A 17455-nucleotide genomic window follows, 5' to 3' on the forward strand; every position below is an offset into this window, starting at 1 on the left:
TTACTATGCCGAGGTCAAAGGCATTCCACCCGAAAAGATCGTTTCTGTTTCCATCATGCCCTGCACGGCCAAGAAGTTCGAGTGCCTGAGGCCCGAGATGAAGGCGAGCGGGTATCAGGATGTAGATTATGTACTCACCACCAGAGAAATCGGCCGCATGATGAGAGAGGCAGGGCTCGACCTCACTGAGATGCCCGACGAGCTGCCCGATGATATCATGGGCGAATACACAGGGGCAGGAACAATTTTCGGCACGACAGGCGGCGTCATGGAGGCCGCACTCCGCTCGGCCTATCGCCTTGCCACGGGAAAAGAACTTGAGAATCTTGACATAACCCCGGTGAGGGGGCTCAAAGGCATTAAAGAAGCCGAGATTGACATCGAAGGCACCAAGGTGAAGGTGGCTGTGGCGCACAGTTGCGGAAAGGCGCGGGAGCTCCTCAATAAGGTAGCGGATCAGCTTGAGAAGGAAGGAAAGTGTGAATACCAGTTCATAGAAGTCATGGCCTGCCCGGGCGGCTGCGTGGGCGGCGGCGGCCAGTCGTGGGGCAGTAACATGGCGAAGAGGGCGCGCAGGGGTGAGTCGCTTTATGCGGAAGATAAGTCGTTGCCTCGCCGGCGCTCTCACGAGAACCCTTCAGTTCTGGCAGTGTACGAGAAGTTTCTTGAAAAACCGAATTCAGAAAAATCGCACAAACTTCTCCACACGCACTATTTTAAGAGAAGTACGGTTGACGGCAAGGTGTTGCCGGGAGAATAAACCACACGCATAATAGCAGAGGAATCAAGGGAGGATAATCATGGCCACGGAAAACCAATGTCATTGCGCCGAGACTCAGGAGGAGCAGCTCTATCCGAGGCTGCAAGAGATCATTGACGAGCACAAAGATAGACCGCAGGACCTTATCATGGTGCTTCACAAGGCACAGGGTCTTTTCGGATACCTGCCTCGGAAGGTACAGGAAATGGTTGCCGAAGGGCTTAACGTTTCGCTTAACGAAGTCTATGGGGTCATAACGTTCTATAATTTCTTTTCCACAGTGCCCCAGGGGAGACACAGCGTAAAAGTCTGTCTGGGGACGGCCTGCTACGTTCGCGGGTCTCAGAAGATTCTCGAAAAGACCGAGAAAGAACTCGGCATCAAGGTGGGCGACACTACAGAAGACAGAAGGTATTCTCTGGACGTGGTCCGCTGCATCGGTGCTTGCGGTTTGGCCCCTGCTATGCTCGTTGATGAGGATGTGTACGGACGTGTCAAAACAACCAACGCCATGGAAATAATCGAAAAGTATGAGTAAGGAGGGAGAACAACAATGGAGGTAACGCGCGCGCACGTCTTGGTTTGTGCTGGAGCTGCATGTGTCTCTTCCGGCTGTCGCGAAATAAGGGACGCTATTGTTCATAGAGTAAAAGAAAAAGGATTACAGGATGAGGTAAAAATCATCGAGACCGGTTGTATCGGTTCCTGTGATCTTGGCCCCCTCGCGCTCATCTATCCGGAAGGCGTACTCTATCAGAAGCTGAAACCCGAAGACGCCGAAGAGATCGTGTCTGAACACCTTCTCAAAGGGAGAATTGTAGAACGTCTGCTTTATAAGGAGCCGGTCAGCGCCAAGACAATCTCATCGCTTAAAGAGATGGATTTCTTTAAGGACCAGGTAAAGATAGTGCTCCGTAACTGCGGCATCATCAATCCGCTCAATATTGAAGAATATATCGCTCGCGACGGTTATTTCGGCCTCGCCAAAGTGCTCACGGAAATGACGCCGGAACAGGTCGTGAACGAAGTCTTGAAGTCGGGTCTTCGCGGAAGGGGCGGCGGCGGGTTCCCTACGGGCCTCAAGTGGAGATTTACCCAACAGGCGGCGGGCGACGTGAAGTATGTTGTTTGTAACGCCGACGAGGGCGATCCCGGGGCGTTCATGGACAGGAGCGTGCTCGAAGGCGATCCGCACAGCGTGATTGAGGCCATGGCCATTGCCGCTTACGCTATCGGCGCCCACCAGGGTTTCATCTATGTGCGCGCTGAATACCCGCTGGCCATCGAGCGGCTTAACTGGGCCATAGGTCAGGCCCGGGATTACAAATTTCTGGGAAAGAATATTCTCGACACAGGTTTCGATTTCGATCTCGACATCAGGATCGGCGCGGGCGCCTTTGTCTGCGGCGAAGAGACAGCGCTCATGAGGTCCATAGAAGGAAAAAGGGGCGAACCCAGGCCTCGGCCACCATTTCCGGCTATAAAGGGTCTTTTTGATGTGCCCACCTTGCTCAATAACGTGGAAACCTACGCAAACATACCTGCGATTATCGTAAAAGGTGCAGACTGGTATGCCCAGTACGGAACGGAAAAAAGCAAGGGAACCAAGGTGTTTGCGCTCGCCGGAGCGGTCAACAACACGGGTCTCGTGGAAGTGCCCATGGGGACCCCGCTCGGGGATATTGTTTTCAATATCGGAGGCGGCATCAAAGGCGGCAAGAAATACAAGGCAGCACAGCTCGGCGGACCATCCGGAGGCTGTATCCCTATTGAGCACTTAAACGTGCCCGTCGATTATGAATCGATTATCGAGCTCGGGGCCATAGTAGGATCTGGCGGTCTCATCGTGGCCGACGAAGATACCTGCATGGTTGATTTTGCCCGGTTCTTTCTCGATTTTATCCAGCACGAATCCTGCGGCAAATGTCCCCCCTGCCGCATCGGCACCAAGAGGATGCTGGAAATCTTAAAGCGTATCACCCAGGGCAAGGGGAAAGTTCAAGACATCGATGACTTGATTGAGCTCTCAACACGCATCAAAGACGCGGCTCTCTGCGGTCTCGGTCAGACGGCCCCGAACCCGGTGCTCTCCACACTCAGGTTCTTCAAACAGGAATACCTGGAGCACATCGAGGACAAAAGGTGTAACGCAGGCGTGTGCAGCTCGCTTTTCGACGCACCGTGCCAGAATGCCTGTCCTACGGACCAGAACGCATGGGGATACGTTACGCTCATGAGCGAAGGAAAATTCAAGGAAGCCATAGCGCTCATCAAAGAGGCCAATCCATTCCCCGCTGTTTTGGGACGTGTTTGTGTGCGTCCCTGTGAGACCAAATGCCGGCGCGCTCAGATCGACGAGCCCGTCTCCATCTGCGCACTGAAAAGGTTTGCCGCGGACCTGGACATGGGTGGGTTCCCTTCATACCGGCCCCAGCCTGAAAAGCCGAAAGACAAGAAAGTGGCCGTCATCGGCGCGGGACCTGCGGGTCTTGCAGGCGCCTATTTCCTGGCACTTAAGGGTTACAAGGTAACCGTGTTCGAAGCCCTGCCCGTGGCGGGCGGCATGCTTGCCGTTGGAATCCCTGATTACCGTTTGCCCAAGGAAATACTCAACACAGAAATAAAATCGATCACCGATCTCGGTGTAGAGATCAAATACAATATGGCGCTCGGGAAAGAAATGAGCACAAAGAAGCTTTTTGCCGACGGTTACAGCGCCATTCTCATGGCAACCGGCGCGCACAACGGTCAGAAGCTCAACATGCCGGGCGAGAAAACAAAGGGTGTTGTGGACGGCGTTACATTCCTGCGCTCTGTCAACCTCAAGAAGACCCTGAAGGTGGAAGGAAAGGTGGTCGTGATTGGCGGCGGCAATGTGGCCATTGATGCGGCGAGATCGGCCTTGAGACTCGGGGCCGACGAGGTCTCTATTCTCTATCGAAGAGAGAAAGACGACATGCCTGCATATAGAGAAGAGATTGAAGAAGCAGAGAAAGAGGGTGTAAAAATCCATACCCTCGTTAACCCAAAAAAGATCGCCACCAAGGCGCGAAGACTAGCCGGCGTGGAATGCTTTCGCATGGCGCTTGGAAAATTCGACCGGGGTGGGCGTCGCACACCTGAACCTATAAAGGGCTCCGAATTTTTGGTCGAGGCCGACATGGTGATCGCGGCCATCGGTCAAGCCCCTGACCTCTCCTATCTCAACGGCGACGGGGTCAAGACGACGAAAAGCGGCACTATCGACGTGAACAAAAAGACCCTTGCGACAGATGCAAAGGGAATCTTCGCGGCGGGCGACAACGTACGGGGTCCGGCGACAGCCGTAGAGGCCGTTGCAGACGGCAAGAACGCAGCGATGGCTATCGATAAATACCTGGGCGGCGATGGAAAGCTCATGAACGCATACCGCGATCAGCTCATCAGCATGACCGTGACCTACGATGAAGCCGAGTACCAGAAGGAACGCAAAAGGGTACCCATGCCCCATCTTCCCGTGGGAAAGAGGGCGAAGAACTTCAATGAGGTAGTGCTCGGTTACCAGGCAAATGCCGCGGTGGAAGAGGCAAAGAGGTGCCTGCACTGCTACATGCGTGAGAGCGAATGATAATAATACGTGACAAGGAGCGTGAAACGTTATGATAAGTTTAACTATCGACGGTCGTAAGGTTGAGGTTGCGGAAGGGGCCACAATTCTGGACGCTGCGCGAGAGGCCAAGGTCCACATACCCACACTCTGTTATCTGCCGGAAGTCCAGGCCATCGGGGCCTGCCGGGTTTGCCTTGTTGAGATCGAAGGGAACCGCACCCTCCAGGCGGCATGTGTGTCCCCGGCAGCCAAAGACCTCGTTGTGTATACGAATACCGAGAAGGTGAGAAAGGCGAGAAGATTTTCTGTAGAGATGCTTCTCTCCAACCACCCCTTCGAATGCCTGACCTGCGCGAGAAACTTGAACTGCGAGCTTCAGAGCCTGGCTTCGGAGCTGGGCATCAGAGAAGTCCGGTTTGAGGGAGAGAAGAGCGGCGGCCGTATCGATGAATCATCGCCCTCGATCAGACGGGATCAGAACAAGTGTATCCTCTGTCGCAGGTGCGTCACCGTGTGTCAGGAAATTCAAAGCGTTACCGCGCTCTACCTGCAGGGCAGGGGGTTCGATACGCGCGTAGAGCCTGCCTTTGACAGAGACATAAACGACGTGGCGTGCACCAATTGTGGACAATGCTCCCTTGTCTGTCCGGTAGGTGCCATCACCGAGAAGGAATACATCAATCAGGTCTGGGATGCGATCAACGACCCCACCAAGTTCGTGGTTATTCAGGATGCGCCGGCGGTGAGAGCCGCACTCGGCGAGGAATTCGGCTATCCTCCGGGTACACTCGTCACAGGCAAGATGCTCGCTGCGGCAAGAAAACTCGGTTTCGATCGTATTTTCGATACGAACTTCGCGGCTGATCTTACGATCCTCGAGGAGGGGAGCGAACTCTTAAAGCGCGTGAAGGAAGGCGGCACACTTCCGCTCATTACGAGCTGCAGCCCGGGCTGGATCAAATTCATCGAGCATTTCTATCCCGAACTTCTCCCCAATCTTTCGACCTGCAAGTCGCCACACCAGATGCTCGGCGCGCTCACCAAGACATACTACGCCAAAAAGACCGGCGTTGACCCCAAAGATATGGTCGTGGTGTCGGTCATGCCCTGCACGGCCAAGAAATTTGAGTGCCAGCGCCCGGAGATGAGGTCGAGCGGATATCAGGATGTGGATTACGTGCTCACCACACGAGAACTTGCCAAGATGATCAAACAGGCTGGCATTGATTTTCAAAACCTGCCTGAGGGCAACTATGACGACCCCATGGGCGAATATACCGGTGCGGCCACCATATTCGGGGCCACGGGCGGCGTGATGGAGGCGGCGCTCCGCACGGCCTATGAACTGGTAACGGGAAAGACCCTGGAAAACGTTGAGTTCACCGCGGTGAGGGGCCTTGAAGGCATAAAAGAAGCGGCTATCCCTGTGGAGGGCATAGGGGAGGTGCGTGTCGCCGTGTCACACGGCCTGGGTAACGCCCGGAAGCTTCTCGACAGGGTGAAACAGTGCAAAGTCCAGTACCACTTCATTGAAATTATGGCCTGCCCGGGCGGGTGCGTGGGCGGAGGCGGCCAGCCGATCCCCGTAAGTAACGATGTGAGAACCCGAAGGGCGCAGGCGCTCTATGCGGAGGACTGCGCACTCACGTTGAGGAAGTCCCACGAAAGCCCCTCGATCAAGAAGATTTACGAAGAGTTCCTCGGTGCACCGCTCGGTGAGAAGTCGCACCACCTGCTCCACACAAAATACACGCCCCGCAGCAAGTTCTGATAATATCGTCCCCATGGGTCAGGTTGCTCCGATCCGTGGGGACGCCTCCCTTAAAAGAATCTCGCGCTCAGCGCGCGAACCTTTGTTTACTTCACCCCTGGTTGTCTTTTTGAAGTATGGTGTACCGAGAGCGGTCGATCGACTGTAGCGGCCCAATTTGCGGCTTTGAACCGGGCAGTCAGTTGCTCATTATGCTTGACACCCATCGTCCAAAATTCTTATTATTGGTGAAATTACGGATGCCTGCCATCAATTCCTGATGGCAAGGACCCGATCGTGCGCGCACTTAAGGATCATTCAATGGAAGCATTTACTCACACCGTTGAGACCTGGCATGATTTTTACGTAATGATGGGAACGACGTCCGCCACGCTCATGGGGCTGCTCTTCGTCAGCCTGTCGATAAATGTGGACACCATTACACGCAAAGAAAATGACGATTTACGAGTGCTGGCCACTCAAACGTTTGCGAGTTTTCTTACTGTTCTCCTATTTGCTGTACTATTCCTGATTCCCCGTCAAACTCCTCGAGGTCTCGCACTGCCCCTGTTCGGAATCGGCGGCTTCGGACTCTTTATCACCATCCGCCGGTTCTTTCGAGCGCGCCAAAGCCAGCAAAGAAGGTGGGGCAGGAAATACCTTACATCCCGATTCAGATTGCCGATTGTCTGCTATGCCTCATCGCTTCCTATCGCTGTTTTGATTTTAATGAGCAGCACGAGCGCCTTGTATTGGCTTGTACCCGTCATGATCCTCCTGATCATGGATGCCAGTCTTAATGCGTGGCACCTGCTCCTTCGGCTTCGGGACCCGGGCGGCGAGGGAAGAGGCAAGGGATAATGGCGATAACGTGAGTTGTGGCGTGGAGAATCGCGCCTCAAGGCCGGCACGGGAGCATCAACCTCACTGGCCGATATAGCGAGAACGTTCATGTGCAGCGTTAAGGTGAGCCCCGTAGTATCAAGGATTGCTTGATGAGCAAAGACAAAGGCCCAATGACCGCTGCGATACGGGTACTTAAGGATGCCGGGGTTTCCTTCTCAGAACACCCCTACCAGTACGTAGATCGAGGGGGGACCGCAGAAGGGTCACGGCAGCTTGGCCTTGACGAACACTCTTTAGTAAAAACGCTCATCATGGAGGACGAGACCAAGAGGCCATTCATCGTGCTGATGCACGGAGACAAAGAAGTCTCCACAAAAGCTCTGGCGAGAATTATGGACGTGAAAAGAGCGGCAGCCTGCACGCCCGGGATTGCACAGAAACATTCGGGTTATATGGTAGGAGGCACGTCCCCGTTCGGGACACGAAAGTTAATGCCGGTATACATGGAAGAGACCATTCTCAACCTTCCAACAATCTACATAAATGGCGGTAAACGCGGATACCTTGTGGGAATCGAGCCCAGGGAACTCATGCGGGTGCTTAATCCGATCCTCGTAAATGTGGCCATCTGATTCTTATGATGTGGGGCAGCTTTCAGCTCAAGATACTATTTTGTTGACAATTTGGAAATAGAACGTTACTTAGTGCTAAAACCGCACATGAAAGGAGAATGCATATGGCGCCAAGGAAAATATGGTTGACCCTCGTCCCTCTCGTGATGGTTGTGATACTATGCGGCAGCGCGCCGGTGTTTGGTCAATCAAACCAGACCGCCCCCGCTGCACTGTATAGCATCCAGAGTCTTAATGCGCCGAATCCGGAATTCGTGAGCAGCGGTAGTAGCGTATCTGTCAAGGTTACCGGGCCGTCCACAGAATCGTTGCGCAATGCGTCGCTGAAATTGAATGGACACGATATTAATGTCGCGTTCGCAATGGATGCAACAGGCGGGTCTATGACGGGTACCATACAAGGATTGATTCCCGGCGTGAACGTGATCGAGGTTTATCCGGGCAAGGGCTCCGACAAAGCGGCCGCCAGGCTGACCGTTTCCGGCGCCATTGTTGCACGACGCCTCTGCGGTGAGCTGACATCGCTCAAGATTCCCCAGGGGCTTCTCCCATCACCAACGGACGTAGTGCAGATTACTTCTGCGACACCCTTAGCCGAGACCCCTCAACTCCCGGAGCACTGTCTGGTTAAAGGAAAGATCAACCCCCGCACAGGCGTGAACAACACCCCCTTCGCGATCGGGTTCGAGCTGCGCTTACCCACCCGATGGAGTGGCCGTTTCTTTTTTCAGGGGGGAGGCGGCAACGACGGCGCATTTCCTGAAGCGACGGGGGATGCACGTTTTGGCGCACGTCCCGCTCTTTCCCGAGGGTTTGCCACGGTAAAGACTGATGGCGGCCATCTGGGCACTATCGCCGACACTTTCGGCTTCGATCCCCAGGCCCGCGTTGATCACGCTTACAACGCGTACGGCAAAACCGCCCGTGTCTCAAAGGCGATCATCGATCTGTATTACGGGAAGTACCCGGATAAGTCCTACTTCATCGGCTGTTCCGGGGGCGGGAGACAGGGGATGATGTTTACACAGCGCTTCCCTGACTATTTTGACGGTGTCGTGGCTGCGGCCCCGGCAATGAGCGTCGCTACCAAGGCTTCTATCAGTGTGGCATGGGAGTCGCAGGCGTATAACGTAATCGCCCCGACGGATGCAAATGGCAACCACATCCTGAGCAGGGCGTTCTCCGACGCCGACCTTTCGTTGGTCTCAAATGCAATTCTTAAGGCGTGCGACGCATTGGACGGGGTGGCTGACGGGAGCATCAATAACGCCGCGCAGTGTCGATTCGATCCCGCCGTGCTCCAGTGCGCCGGCGACAAGAACGCCACATGCCTTTCTCAACAGCAAGTGGCTGCTTTAAAGAAAGGCTTTGGCGGACCCATGAACTCTGCCGGCGAGCGGCTGTATACCACGTGGCCGTGGGATGCAGGGATTAAAGATGGCGGCTGGAGGGCGTGGAAACTGGGGAACTCACCTAATGCGACACCGGACTCGCGGTTCTTTTTTCTCATGCAGGATGCCATACGAAATGAATTCTTTACACCTCCGGACCCGACCTTCAGTATCCTGAAATTTAACTTTGATACGGATCCCGCGCGTATGGCCGACTTCGGCGCAATATATGACACCTGGAAAGACGTGGATCTCGCCTCTTACACGGCGCACGGCGGCAAACTTATGATCGTTCACGGATTGAGCGATCCTATTTTTTCAGCAAATGAGAGCATCGATTACTATAACAGGCTTGTGGCCGCTCACCATGGGCCTGCCGAGGCAGGGTCATTCGCACGGCTTTTTTTGGTACCCGGTATGACTCACTGTGGCGGAGGACCCGCCACGGACCTTTTTGATACCTTGAGCGCCATGATAAACTGGGTTGAGAACGGGAATGCCCCCGATAAGATGATTGCAAGCGGCGCCACTTTCCCTCACCGGACGAGACCGCTCTGCCCGTATCCGGCCTACGCCCGTTACAGCGGAACAGGCAGCGTTGAGGATGCGAGCAATTTCGTGTGTGCTTCGGAAAAATGAGAATGCATGGGGAGCGCCCGGCCTGAACCTGTCATTTTCAGGCGAGGAACCGAGCGCGAGCGGGTGAGAAACCACCGAGGACCAGATTTTTATCTCTTTGTCCGCTTGCCCCCGCGCACCTTTTCGGCCCTGTCCAAGGCATTAGCCTGAGATAGGGCTGTACTGAGTCTTTCGAGCAGGCCGGCACGATTATTACGAATCCGTTCAGCAAGAAGATGACCCCGAGTTGAAATCTTCATGTACTTATCGCTCCATAAAACGATTTCAAACAGGATCGGCATTAAATCTATTCCTTTTTGGGTCAGTCGATACACATTTATCGTCTTGTTTTGGGGGTCCGGGGTCTTACTCACGATTCCCAGGGTTTCCAGTCTCGATAACCTATCGGAAAGAATATTGGTGGCTATTTTTTCGTCAGATAAAGCGAACTCTTTAAACGTATTTTTCTGAAGAAACAACAAATCTCTAATAATAAGAAGAGTCCACTTATCTCCCATAAGATCGAGGGCAGAACTTATGGGGCATAAGGAGCGTCTGCCGATTTTCATGGCATTGATTATACAAAAATAACTTGCAAAACACAAGTAGTGTATGTATAGTAGTCATATTATTACTTGCAATATGCAAGTAAGAATCACTGTTCGAAGGAGGAAAAAACAAATGACGACAAATTATGCCCAAATTATCAAAGAGTTGGATAAAGCATGGAACGCAAGGGACATTGACAGGATTCTTGAATTCTACAGTGACGATTTTGAATTAAGCTCGTTACATGTAAAGGACAAATTGGGCGTCGAAGACGGCACTCTTAACGGAAAGCCAAAGGTGCGGGAATGGTGGAAGCGCGTTTTGACAAACGTCCCGGACTTAAGTTCGCAGCTAATCTCTGTTGCGGAAGGAGTTGACTCGGTTGCGTACATATTTCGAACTTCGTACAGCAATTCGATAGTGGCAAGCATCTTCTTTTTTGATTCGGAAGGTAAGATAAGGAAAGAACTGTTTCACGGATAGGAAAGATCATAGCTGAGCCCCACAACCTCCGGGGCGCCGCCGTATGCGATTGGTGAAACAACTAAGGGCTGAAAAAAGGAGCGAGATATGCCGATTTGTGACATCGTTATTTCTGAGAGCAATTTTCCACGCAACAAAAGGCAGATTATTATTGAAAGACTGACAAAAATACTGCTGGAGGCTGAAGGATTTGAGGATAATCCGATTTCCAGATCAATATGTTTCATAAACTTGCACAGTTCAAATTCAATGTATATAGGCGGCAATCTATCGAAAGAGGGTAAGATCATAGTAACAATTTATGTTTTTGCCGAGGCCTACTCTGACGAAACAAGGGCCAGGCTATTTCGCAAAGTAACAAATCTATTTGTTGAAGAAGATGATTATACGGCCGGGCAAAAAGGTCAAAACATCTGGTGTGTTATTCTTCATGTAGAAAAGAATAATTTTGCAGTAGGAGGGGACGGTGTGAGCCTGGCGCAGGTAAGTAACCTGGTGAAATCGCACAAGATATAGAATGCCTGGCCGCTCGAGGGATTGACCTCGCGCTTAAAGGATGCCCTCCTCAAGGTCCTATGCGGATCCTATGGACCAGGGTGCCCGTTGCGCGTACCTTATCTAGTAGACCTCAATTTTGATGAGCCACTTGACCCACTCCAGCCCTTCAGATCCGGGGAATACTGCCCGGAGCGGAAAGCCGTGAAGGGCCGGGAGCGCTTTGCCCTCCCACTCGTAGGCGAGAAAGGTGCCATCCGACATAGCGGCGTTGATCGGCACCATCACGGAATAACCGTCCGCGCCGAATAAGCGTATTCCTGTTGCGCCTGTCTTAACCTTGGCCATTTGCAGAACGGACTTAAGCGATGCACCGGCCCACGTCGCCGTATCCTCGAAGAATTCAGGACAGACGAGCTTGAGGCGTGCCTCTATTCGCGGCATACAACGCAGTTCATCGTAGGCGAGCTTAAGAGGACTGTCCACCGTGCCGGTTACTTCCAGCCGGTAGGTGGTAAGGTCAATCTGCTGCATCGTGCCCGTGACATGTAGGCCGGTTGTGGTATCAAGCTCAGCGTATTCAGGTATTTTCGCGGGCGTTGGAGGCATTACGAGCGGGGGCACAACACATGACGCTTGAGGGTTTTGCCTCGCCGCGTCATCCGCCAAGGCCGCAAGACAGAGGCAGAGGCAGAATGCGCTTATCAGGATGATGCGGTGCACAACCATTGTGGCCCCGTTACCCTTTTTTCATACCTGCCTTAAGCATGTCCTTCATCTGTTTCTCCGACATAGGTGGCATATTGGGATGTTTTTCCTTGGCGTGAGCCTTGCCAGCTGCCATCAGTTTGTCTACAGCCTCGTCGTCATTCTTGGCGTCAACCTTAATTTCCTCGCTACACGGCGCCGGGCATTTGAAAGAATAGTTCATGACTTTGACCTCCTTTTTCCTATTTGCAGCAATATCGCATAGCTGCCGAATTTAAACCCCTGTGCAGGGATCATGGGACGTGGAAATGATCGCCCGTATCATCGCTTTCCGGCTATCATCTCGTAATCGGTGAATACAACATCCCCGCCAATCAACTCGGGGCCGTAGACGGATTGGAAGCGCTTCACGGCATCTGACTGGCCGTGTCGCTCGCGAGCAGCGGCATCCTCGAAAATGAACAGATGCAAGAACCGCGTGGGATCATTCTTGTCCTGCCAAGCCAAATACATCTGGGTACCAGGTTCGTTCTCTTCCACATGGTGGACAAACTCTTTAATCGCCCACTTCACTTTGTCCACCGCAGTTGCTTTTACCCGATACCCCCCTGTTTGGTAAATTGCCATCGACTTTCTCCCCTTTTAAGTAGTTTCTCGCTTTGCACCCGGGCCGCCTTTATTTGCCCTTTGGGCGGCCATCGTACTCATCTCGCTATTTCGACCCCTTCGCATATTCTGCCATGCCCTGAAAGTCTACTATTACCGCGGGTTCATTCCCAACCACCCAGGCATCGTGTCCCACGGGCAGCAGGGAGACATCACCAGGTTTGCACTCAAACTGTGCGCCATCGTCCATCACAACCATGATAGTGCCCGAAATGTGATATTGAAAATGTGGCGCCTGGCAGCTCCTGGTGTTTACGATTGGCTTCACTGATTCGGACCACTTCCACCCGGGCTCGAACGTAGCCCTCCCGATAGTAACCCCCGCAATGGTTACGAGCTCCAGTCTTCCTTTGGGAAAAGTTCGTACTTCATCCGGCTTGTTGAAACTCATCACAGCCGCCTTTTCCATGAGTTTTTCCATGGCGAACCCTCCTTACCTAAGATTCAGCGGTCAAGTCCTTGACGGAAGATAATACGCGCGAATCCAAACAGCAAGCCCGATGGCGAACCGCAAGGAGGTTCATGAGGTATTCTTTGATACCCGCCCCCCTATGTCCGCTGGCACGGTTTCATTGTACCCGATACAGAGGATGATGAAGATATGCCTTCATCGGATCTCAAAGGCTGCAACCCCATGAGAGTCCTCGTGGTTATGCACGGTCGGGTACAAGTGTGATTCGCAAACTTCGTAGACAGGGAGACCGTGGGAATGTCGCTTATTGTAGACAGTCGGATACAGCTCCCGTCCCCGTATTTCATATGAGGGAAGCCCGTACGAATCCTGCTGGTTATAAACTGTCGGGTAAATATGGTTGCTGCGAATTTGGTAAGCGGGGGGACCGAAAGAAACTCTGTGATTGTATACGGTGGGAAATAAGTAACTCATTACGCCTTCCTCCTACAAGTGCCCGTTTTGGGTCTTATTGTGACTCTTGTAAGAACTGCACACGTCTGTCTTCGCGTGTCGCTGCCTCCTTGCGAGCGTCCTTCTTTACAACTCACATATCTCCAATCATCTATGATTTTCACCGGCAACTGGTTTATTGTCCCGTTTGGTGCTATCAGATACCGATGTTTGAAGATGCAGGGTATTCTTTCCCCTACGACACTGAACGAAACGAAGAGCGATCCGCCGTTGATTCTACGCAGGGATGCGACCCCGTCCGCGACGACATCCCGCCTCGATAGCGCGCGCAGGGCATCGAGCTGTTCCCGCTTGAACGTAAGCACCCGTGAATTTTTTCCTCTCACGTTGAGCATAGCAATTGCTCTTTTCTTCTCTGAAAAACGCGTACTTTAGGCATGGTAGATGTTACTATTGCTGACGCCTCTCCCGGACTCAGATTAAAAACCATTCGGTTGATAATATTGATCCCGGCCGATCGAAGCATCCAGGGTATGTCATCATCAAATTTGACCCCCGCTAAGAGGTATCCGGGCTCGTTTTTCACACAGAAAACGATCTCGTCATCGACCTCGACGACGCAACCCTCTCGACCCGTCAGCTTCGCATGCGCGATTTCCCCTATCTGTCTTACAAATTCCTTGATCCCCATATCTTGTTCCTCCTTCAGTCACCATCTCGGGCTAACGATGGCCGGGAGTGGCTGGCGCCTGACTTCAGGTTCGTCATCCAGATGCGTCTTCTACCGGACTCACTACGTATTACAATAAACATGCCATGATTTTTGGAGTGGGGACAAACACCGAAATGTGCTGCAAGTACCGTATGTTACAAGGATCATTACGGAAGACGGTGACATAAAAATGTATCGTTACGGAAGAGGATATGTTCGCCAGATGAGACGTTGTCTTCTTTGGCAAGACGGACAGCAGTTCAGGGAATAGGGTTGGCCTGTAACCGCGCGTAGGGGTACGCGTGACGGGGTAACCCGTTGCCATCCGTCGATGCAAGTATTTCATCGGCGGGAGCGGGCAAAACTTAAAGCCCGGGTATAATTGAGCGCTTGGACTGATTTATTGGGGGGGGTCAGGCGCTGCTCGTTAGGGATGTAACTGTATGACCCAACCCTTGTAGCATGCCCCGGCTTGTTTGCGCAATCACCCCTTCGTCCTCTATGAAAGAGATTCTTCTCATTACCGGAGGGGATTACGGCGGAAGCTACGGCCTCCGATGGCTCATCCGCTACCGTTTTGGGGAGAAAAACCCGGAAGGTGGTTCGCTCCACCTACCATTCAAGCGCGTTGACGCTAAGAGCATTCTGCTAATACCACGCCGTTCCCTGCTCTGCTGAGTTACAATTCCGGCTCTTCGGTGTAGCTCATAAGAAGGGGAAGATCAATTCCAGAATTATTAGAACTTGTAGATCCCGCACCCAACGATATAGTCGTCGACTTTTTCGATATACGCGCGTTTATGTTCAACCTTCTTACTGGTCGGATTGGTAAACTTGTAGTCCTGCCATCCCTTACCTTTTGTTTTGGCGATTTCCACGCGTTCCTTAACGTATAGTTTGCCGTCAGGATCTTTCATGTCTATCAGGTCAACGCCAATCATTTTCTGATTAAACCCGTGGGCCACACATTTCCCGTTCAAATCGTAAACAAATATGTAGAGGTCTCGGTCGATGAACTTACCCTTCGGGTTACTTATTTCCACAAACGCTTTGTCCTTTCCCTGTGTTTTGATCAGTGCTACAGCCTTCTTTACCATTGCCTCGGCTTCCTCGGGCGTGCCGAATTCAGCTGCTATCGATACAGACGCGAAACAAATAATCGAGACAATCACAAATAGTAACGTTTTAAAACCTTTCATAATTTCCTCCTTGTCTTCATTTAGTAATTAAGTGAAACGCATTATACTCCCCGTACCTATAAGGTGAAGCGGTCTGCGATCTGCTTCAGATGTGCCGCAAGGTCAGACATGTTGGTGGAAGACTGCGTTATCTGTTCTGCGGCGGAAGAATTTTCTCTTGTAGAGGCGGCGATATGGCCAATGTCCTGCGTAATCCCGTCTGTTGTGGCATTCATCTGTTCTGTTGCTGCGGCAATCTGCTGGATCATGGATTGTAGCTCTGTCACGGATACTATGATAGCATCGAGTCCCTTTCCAGATTCGGTGGCATGGACAACGCCGGACTCTACCTGTGAATTAGTCTGGTTCATAGCAGTTATGGCTTTTCCGACTTCAAGCTTGATGGAGCCTATGGTCTGGTCAATCTCCTTGGTAGCAACAGTGGTTTGTTCTGCAAGCTTTCTCACCTCGTCTGCGACAACAGCAAAGCCCCTGCCGTGCTCCCCCGCCCGGGCCGCTTCGATGGCGGCGTTGAGAGCAAGGAGGTTCGTCTGGTCGGCAATGTCGCTAATAACACCCACAATGTTGCCGATTTGTTTTGAGCTTTCGCTGAGGTTGTTGATAATACGCGAAAACTCGCCCGCAGTATACGCTATGGCATTAATTCCTTGGACAGTGTTCTCCATCGTACGTCCGCCCGTCTGTGCCTGGCTTACTGTTTCAGCTGAAGAGTCCGATATAGTGGCAGCATTTTTGGCTATCTCCAGAACAGTCTGGGTCATTTGTTCGCTTGCCGTGGCCACCTGAGCTGCCCTATTGGATTCCTCCTGAATATTCTGGGACATTTCGAATGCGCTGCTATTCAGTTGAACGCTTGCAGAAGCCAGATTATCTGCGGCTACTTTGATGCCGCCCAAGATCTCCCTGAGGGTTGCGATCGTGTCCTTAATGGACTGAAGAAGAACACTTGTCTCGTCTCTGCCTGAGACAGCCAGATCGATGGCCAGATTCCCAGTCGCGAGCATTGTGGCCGCTTCAACTCCCTTATTTAAAGGCCGGAGAATGCTTTGTTTCAATGTGATAGCGATCAAGAGAGCAAGGAGAATGATGATCCCGCTTGTACCTGCCATTATCGTGATAGCGAGTATGTAAATGCTTGCGGCGGTGCCGACAGTGGCCTCAGTCTCTTTTTTTTGCAGGCCTACGATACGATCGCACAGATCAAGAACTGCGTTTGTTGTATCCATGTTTCCGATAAATGAACTCAAGGCAAGATCTGTAAGATCAGATTCTATGAGCTTAATGACCTTGTCCATTTCCTTGGCGTTTACCTCAACTTTCTTTTTCAACTCTGCAGCGAGGGGTTTTGTTTGAGCGTCCTGCCGTGAGTTTTCGAGCATTGACATAGAAGTTTGATATTCCTTCCTGGCCATTTCCAAAATCGCTTTCTGTTTCGATCGTGTAGTTTCGTCATTAACCAGAGCTATAGCCATAATAGCCATGTTAGCCTTTTGTACGCTATTCCTGATGCTGTTGGCATATTCTGTATGCATAGTGTTTTCGGACATGCTTTTTGTGCTCTTATTCATTTGCCATGCTGTATACATCGATATGATACCCGATACCAGCATGAGAACAAGAATAGACCCAAACGCCAAGTTGAGCCGGGTACCGATTCTATAGTTACTATTATTGAATAACATAGCACCTCCCCATTCAGTGCCGGCTGGAGCCCGTAGGCCCCTTTATAAGTTGTATCGGCATTACCTGAAAAAATCTTAAGAAGTAGTGGTTTTAAGCCCGACTGGGTGCGGGTGGGGGGGGAACTTAAGAAAGTCAAACAGATAACAACGGAAAACGGTAGTCTTCCTCACAATCCCGGACGATCAATTCGGGTGAGATAACCCTGCCTATCTTGAGTAAAAGGTGGTGTGGAAGGAGAGGCAAGAAACGATAAACAGGGTTATCGTGGGAATCATGAGAGAAGCCTTTATTTGGCTTTCTGTTTGAGGGCCTTGCCCGCGGTGAACTTTATGACCTTTCTTGCCGGGATCGTGATCTCTTTGCCCGTCCGGGGATTCCTTCCCTTCCGGGCCTTCCGTTTGGCAACCGAGAAGGTACCGAACCCGACGAAGGACGCCTTGTCACCTTTCTTCATGGCGTCACCGATCGCGCCAAAGACGGCGGCAACAGCGGCCTCAGCCTTGGCCTGC

18 protein-coding genes are annotated in these 17455 nt (G+C 52.1%); 9 read left to right on the plus strand and 9 right to left on the minus strand.

Annotated elements, in window-relative coordinates; genetic code table 11:
- The 7 genes from VMT62_08155 to VMT62_08185 all read left to right on the plus strand — a co-directional run.
- Positions 1–760: [Fe-Fe] hydrogenase large subunit C-terminal domain-containing protein (locus VMT62_08155; GenBank protein ID HVN96386.1), on the plus strand; the 760-nt coding region annotated here is incomplete at its 5' end.
- Between the two features lie 40 nt (positions 761–800).
- Complete coding sequence (locus VMT62_08160; protein HVN96387.1) at positions 801–1298, plus strand: NAD(P)H-dependent oxidoreductase subunit E; 498 nt, start codon at positions 801–803, stop codon at positions 1296–1298.
- Positions 1299–1313: 15 nt separating this feature from the next.
- Positions 1314–4367, plus strand: a complete 3054-nt coding sequence (gene nuoF / locus VMT62_08165; GenBank protein ID HVN96388.1) for an NADH-quinone oxidoreductase subunit NuoF — start codon at positions 1314–1316, stop codon at positions 4365–4367.
- Between the two features lie 31 nt (positions 4368–4398).
- On the plus strand, positions 4399–6120 hold the full coding sequence (locus tag VMT62_08170; protein HVN96389.1) for an NADH-dependent [FeFe] hydrogenase, group A6: 1722 nt from the start codon (positions 4399–4401) through the stop codon (positions 6118–6120).
- Between the two features lie 300 nt (positions 6121–6420).
- A complete protein-coding gene (locus tag VMT62_08175) occupies positions 6421–6960 on the plus strand; it encodes a hypothetical protein (GenBank protein ID HVN96390.1) in 540 nt (179 codons plus the stop codon).
- Between the two features lie 134 nt (positions 6961–7094).
- Entirely contained in the window at positions 7095–7577 is a 483-nt protein-coding gene (locus tag VMT62_08180) for an aminoacyl-tRNA deacylase (protein HVN96391.1), read from the plus strand.
- A 104-nt stretch (positions 7578–7681) separates the two neighbouring features.
- Positions 7682–9607: a DUF6351 family protein gene (locus VMT62_08185; GenBank protein ID HVN96392.1), complete on the plus strand. Its 1926-nt coding sequence runs from the start codon at positions 7682–7684 to the stop codon at positions 9605–9607.
- Between the two features lie 89 nt (positions 9608–9696).
- Here the strand turns inward: VMT62_08185 and VMT62_08190 are convergent, their stop codons facing one another.
- Positions 9697–10155: a helix-turn-helix domain-containing protein gene (locus tag VMT62_08190; GenBank protein ID HVN96393.1), complete on the minus strand. Its 459-nt coding sequence runs from the start codon at positions 10153–10155 to the stop codon at positions 9697–9699.
- 112 nt (positions 10156–10267) lie between these two features.
- On the opposite strand from VMT62_08190, the gene VMT62_08195 reads away from it, so the two are divergent.
- Positions 10268–10618 (plus strand): nuclear transport factor 2 family protein, encoded by a 351-nt coding sequence (locus VMT62_08195; protein HVN96394.1) that lies wholly within the window; start codon positions 10268–10270, stop codon positions 10616–10618.
- An 87-nt stretch (positions 10619–10705) separates the two neighbouring features.
- The gene (locus VMT62_08200; protein HVN96395.1) at positions 10706–11134 is read left to right on the plus strand and encodes a tautomerase family protein; all 429 of its coding nucleotides are present in this window, start codon (positions 10706–10708) and stop codon (positions 11132–11134) included.
- A 102-nt stretch (positions 11135–11236) separates the two neighbouring features.
- Here the strand turns inward: VMT62_08200 and VMT62_08205 are convergent, their stop codons facing one another.
- The 8 genes from VMT62_08205 to VMT62_08240 form a co-directional block, all read right to left on the minus strand.
- Positions 11237–11842 (minus strand): molybdopterin-dependent oxidoreductase, encoded by a 606-nt coding sequence (locus VMT62_08205; GenBank protein HVN96396.1) that lies wholly within the window; start codon positions 11840–11842, stop codon positions 11237–11239.
- 10 nt (positions 11843–11852) lie between these two features.
- A complete protein-coding gene (locus VMT62_08210; GenBank protein HVN96397.1) occupies positions 11853–12044 on the minus strand; it encodes a hypothetical protein in 192 nt (63 codons plus the stop codon).
- A 98-nt stretch (positions 12045–12142) separates the two neighbouring features.
- Positions 12143–12448 (minus strand): antibiotic biosynthesis monooxygenase family protein, encoded by a 306-nt coding sequence (locus VMT62_08215; GenBank protein HVN96398.1) that lies wholly within the window; start codon positions 12446–12448, stop codon positions 12143–12145.
- Between the two features lie 85 nt (positions 12449–12533).
- Positions 12534–12908, minus strand: coding sequence for a cupin domain-containing protein (locus VMT62_08220; GenBank protein ID HVN96399.1), 375 nt, complete (start codon positions 12906–12908; stop codon positions 12534–12536).
- An 826-nt stretch (positions 12909–13734) separates the two neighbouring features.
- Positions 13735–14043, minus strand: a complete 309-nt coding sequence (locus tag VMT62_08225) for a hypothetical protein (protein ID HVN96400.1) — start codon at positions 14041–14043, stop codon at positions 13735–13737.
- Between the two features lie 758 nt (positions 14044–14801).
- A complete protein-coding gene (locus VMT62_08230; protein ID HVN96401.1) occupies positions 14802–15263 on the minus strand; it encodes a cache domain-containing protein in 462 nt (153 codons plus the stop codon).
- A 56-nt stretch (positions 15264–15319) separates the two neighbouring features.
- Positions 15320–16945 (minus strand): HAMP domain-containing methyl-accepting chemotaxis protein, encoded by a 1626-nt coding sequence (locus VMT62_08235; GenBank protein ID HVN96402.1) that lies wholly within the window; start codon positions 16943–16945, stop codon positions 15320–15322.
- Between the two features lie 287 nt (positions 16946–17232).
- A partial coding sequence (locus VMT62_08240; GenBank protein ID HVN96403.1) for an HU family DNA-binding protein occupies positions 17233–17455 on the minus strand: 223 nt, incomplete at its 5' end.

This window comes from Syntrophorhabdaceae bacterium, from assembly GCA_035541755.1.
Classification (GTDB): Bacteria; Desulfobacterota; Syntrophorhabdia; order Syntrophorhabdales; family Syntrophorhabdaceae; genus PNOF01.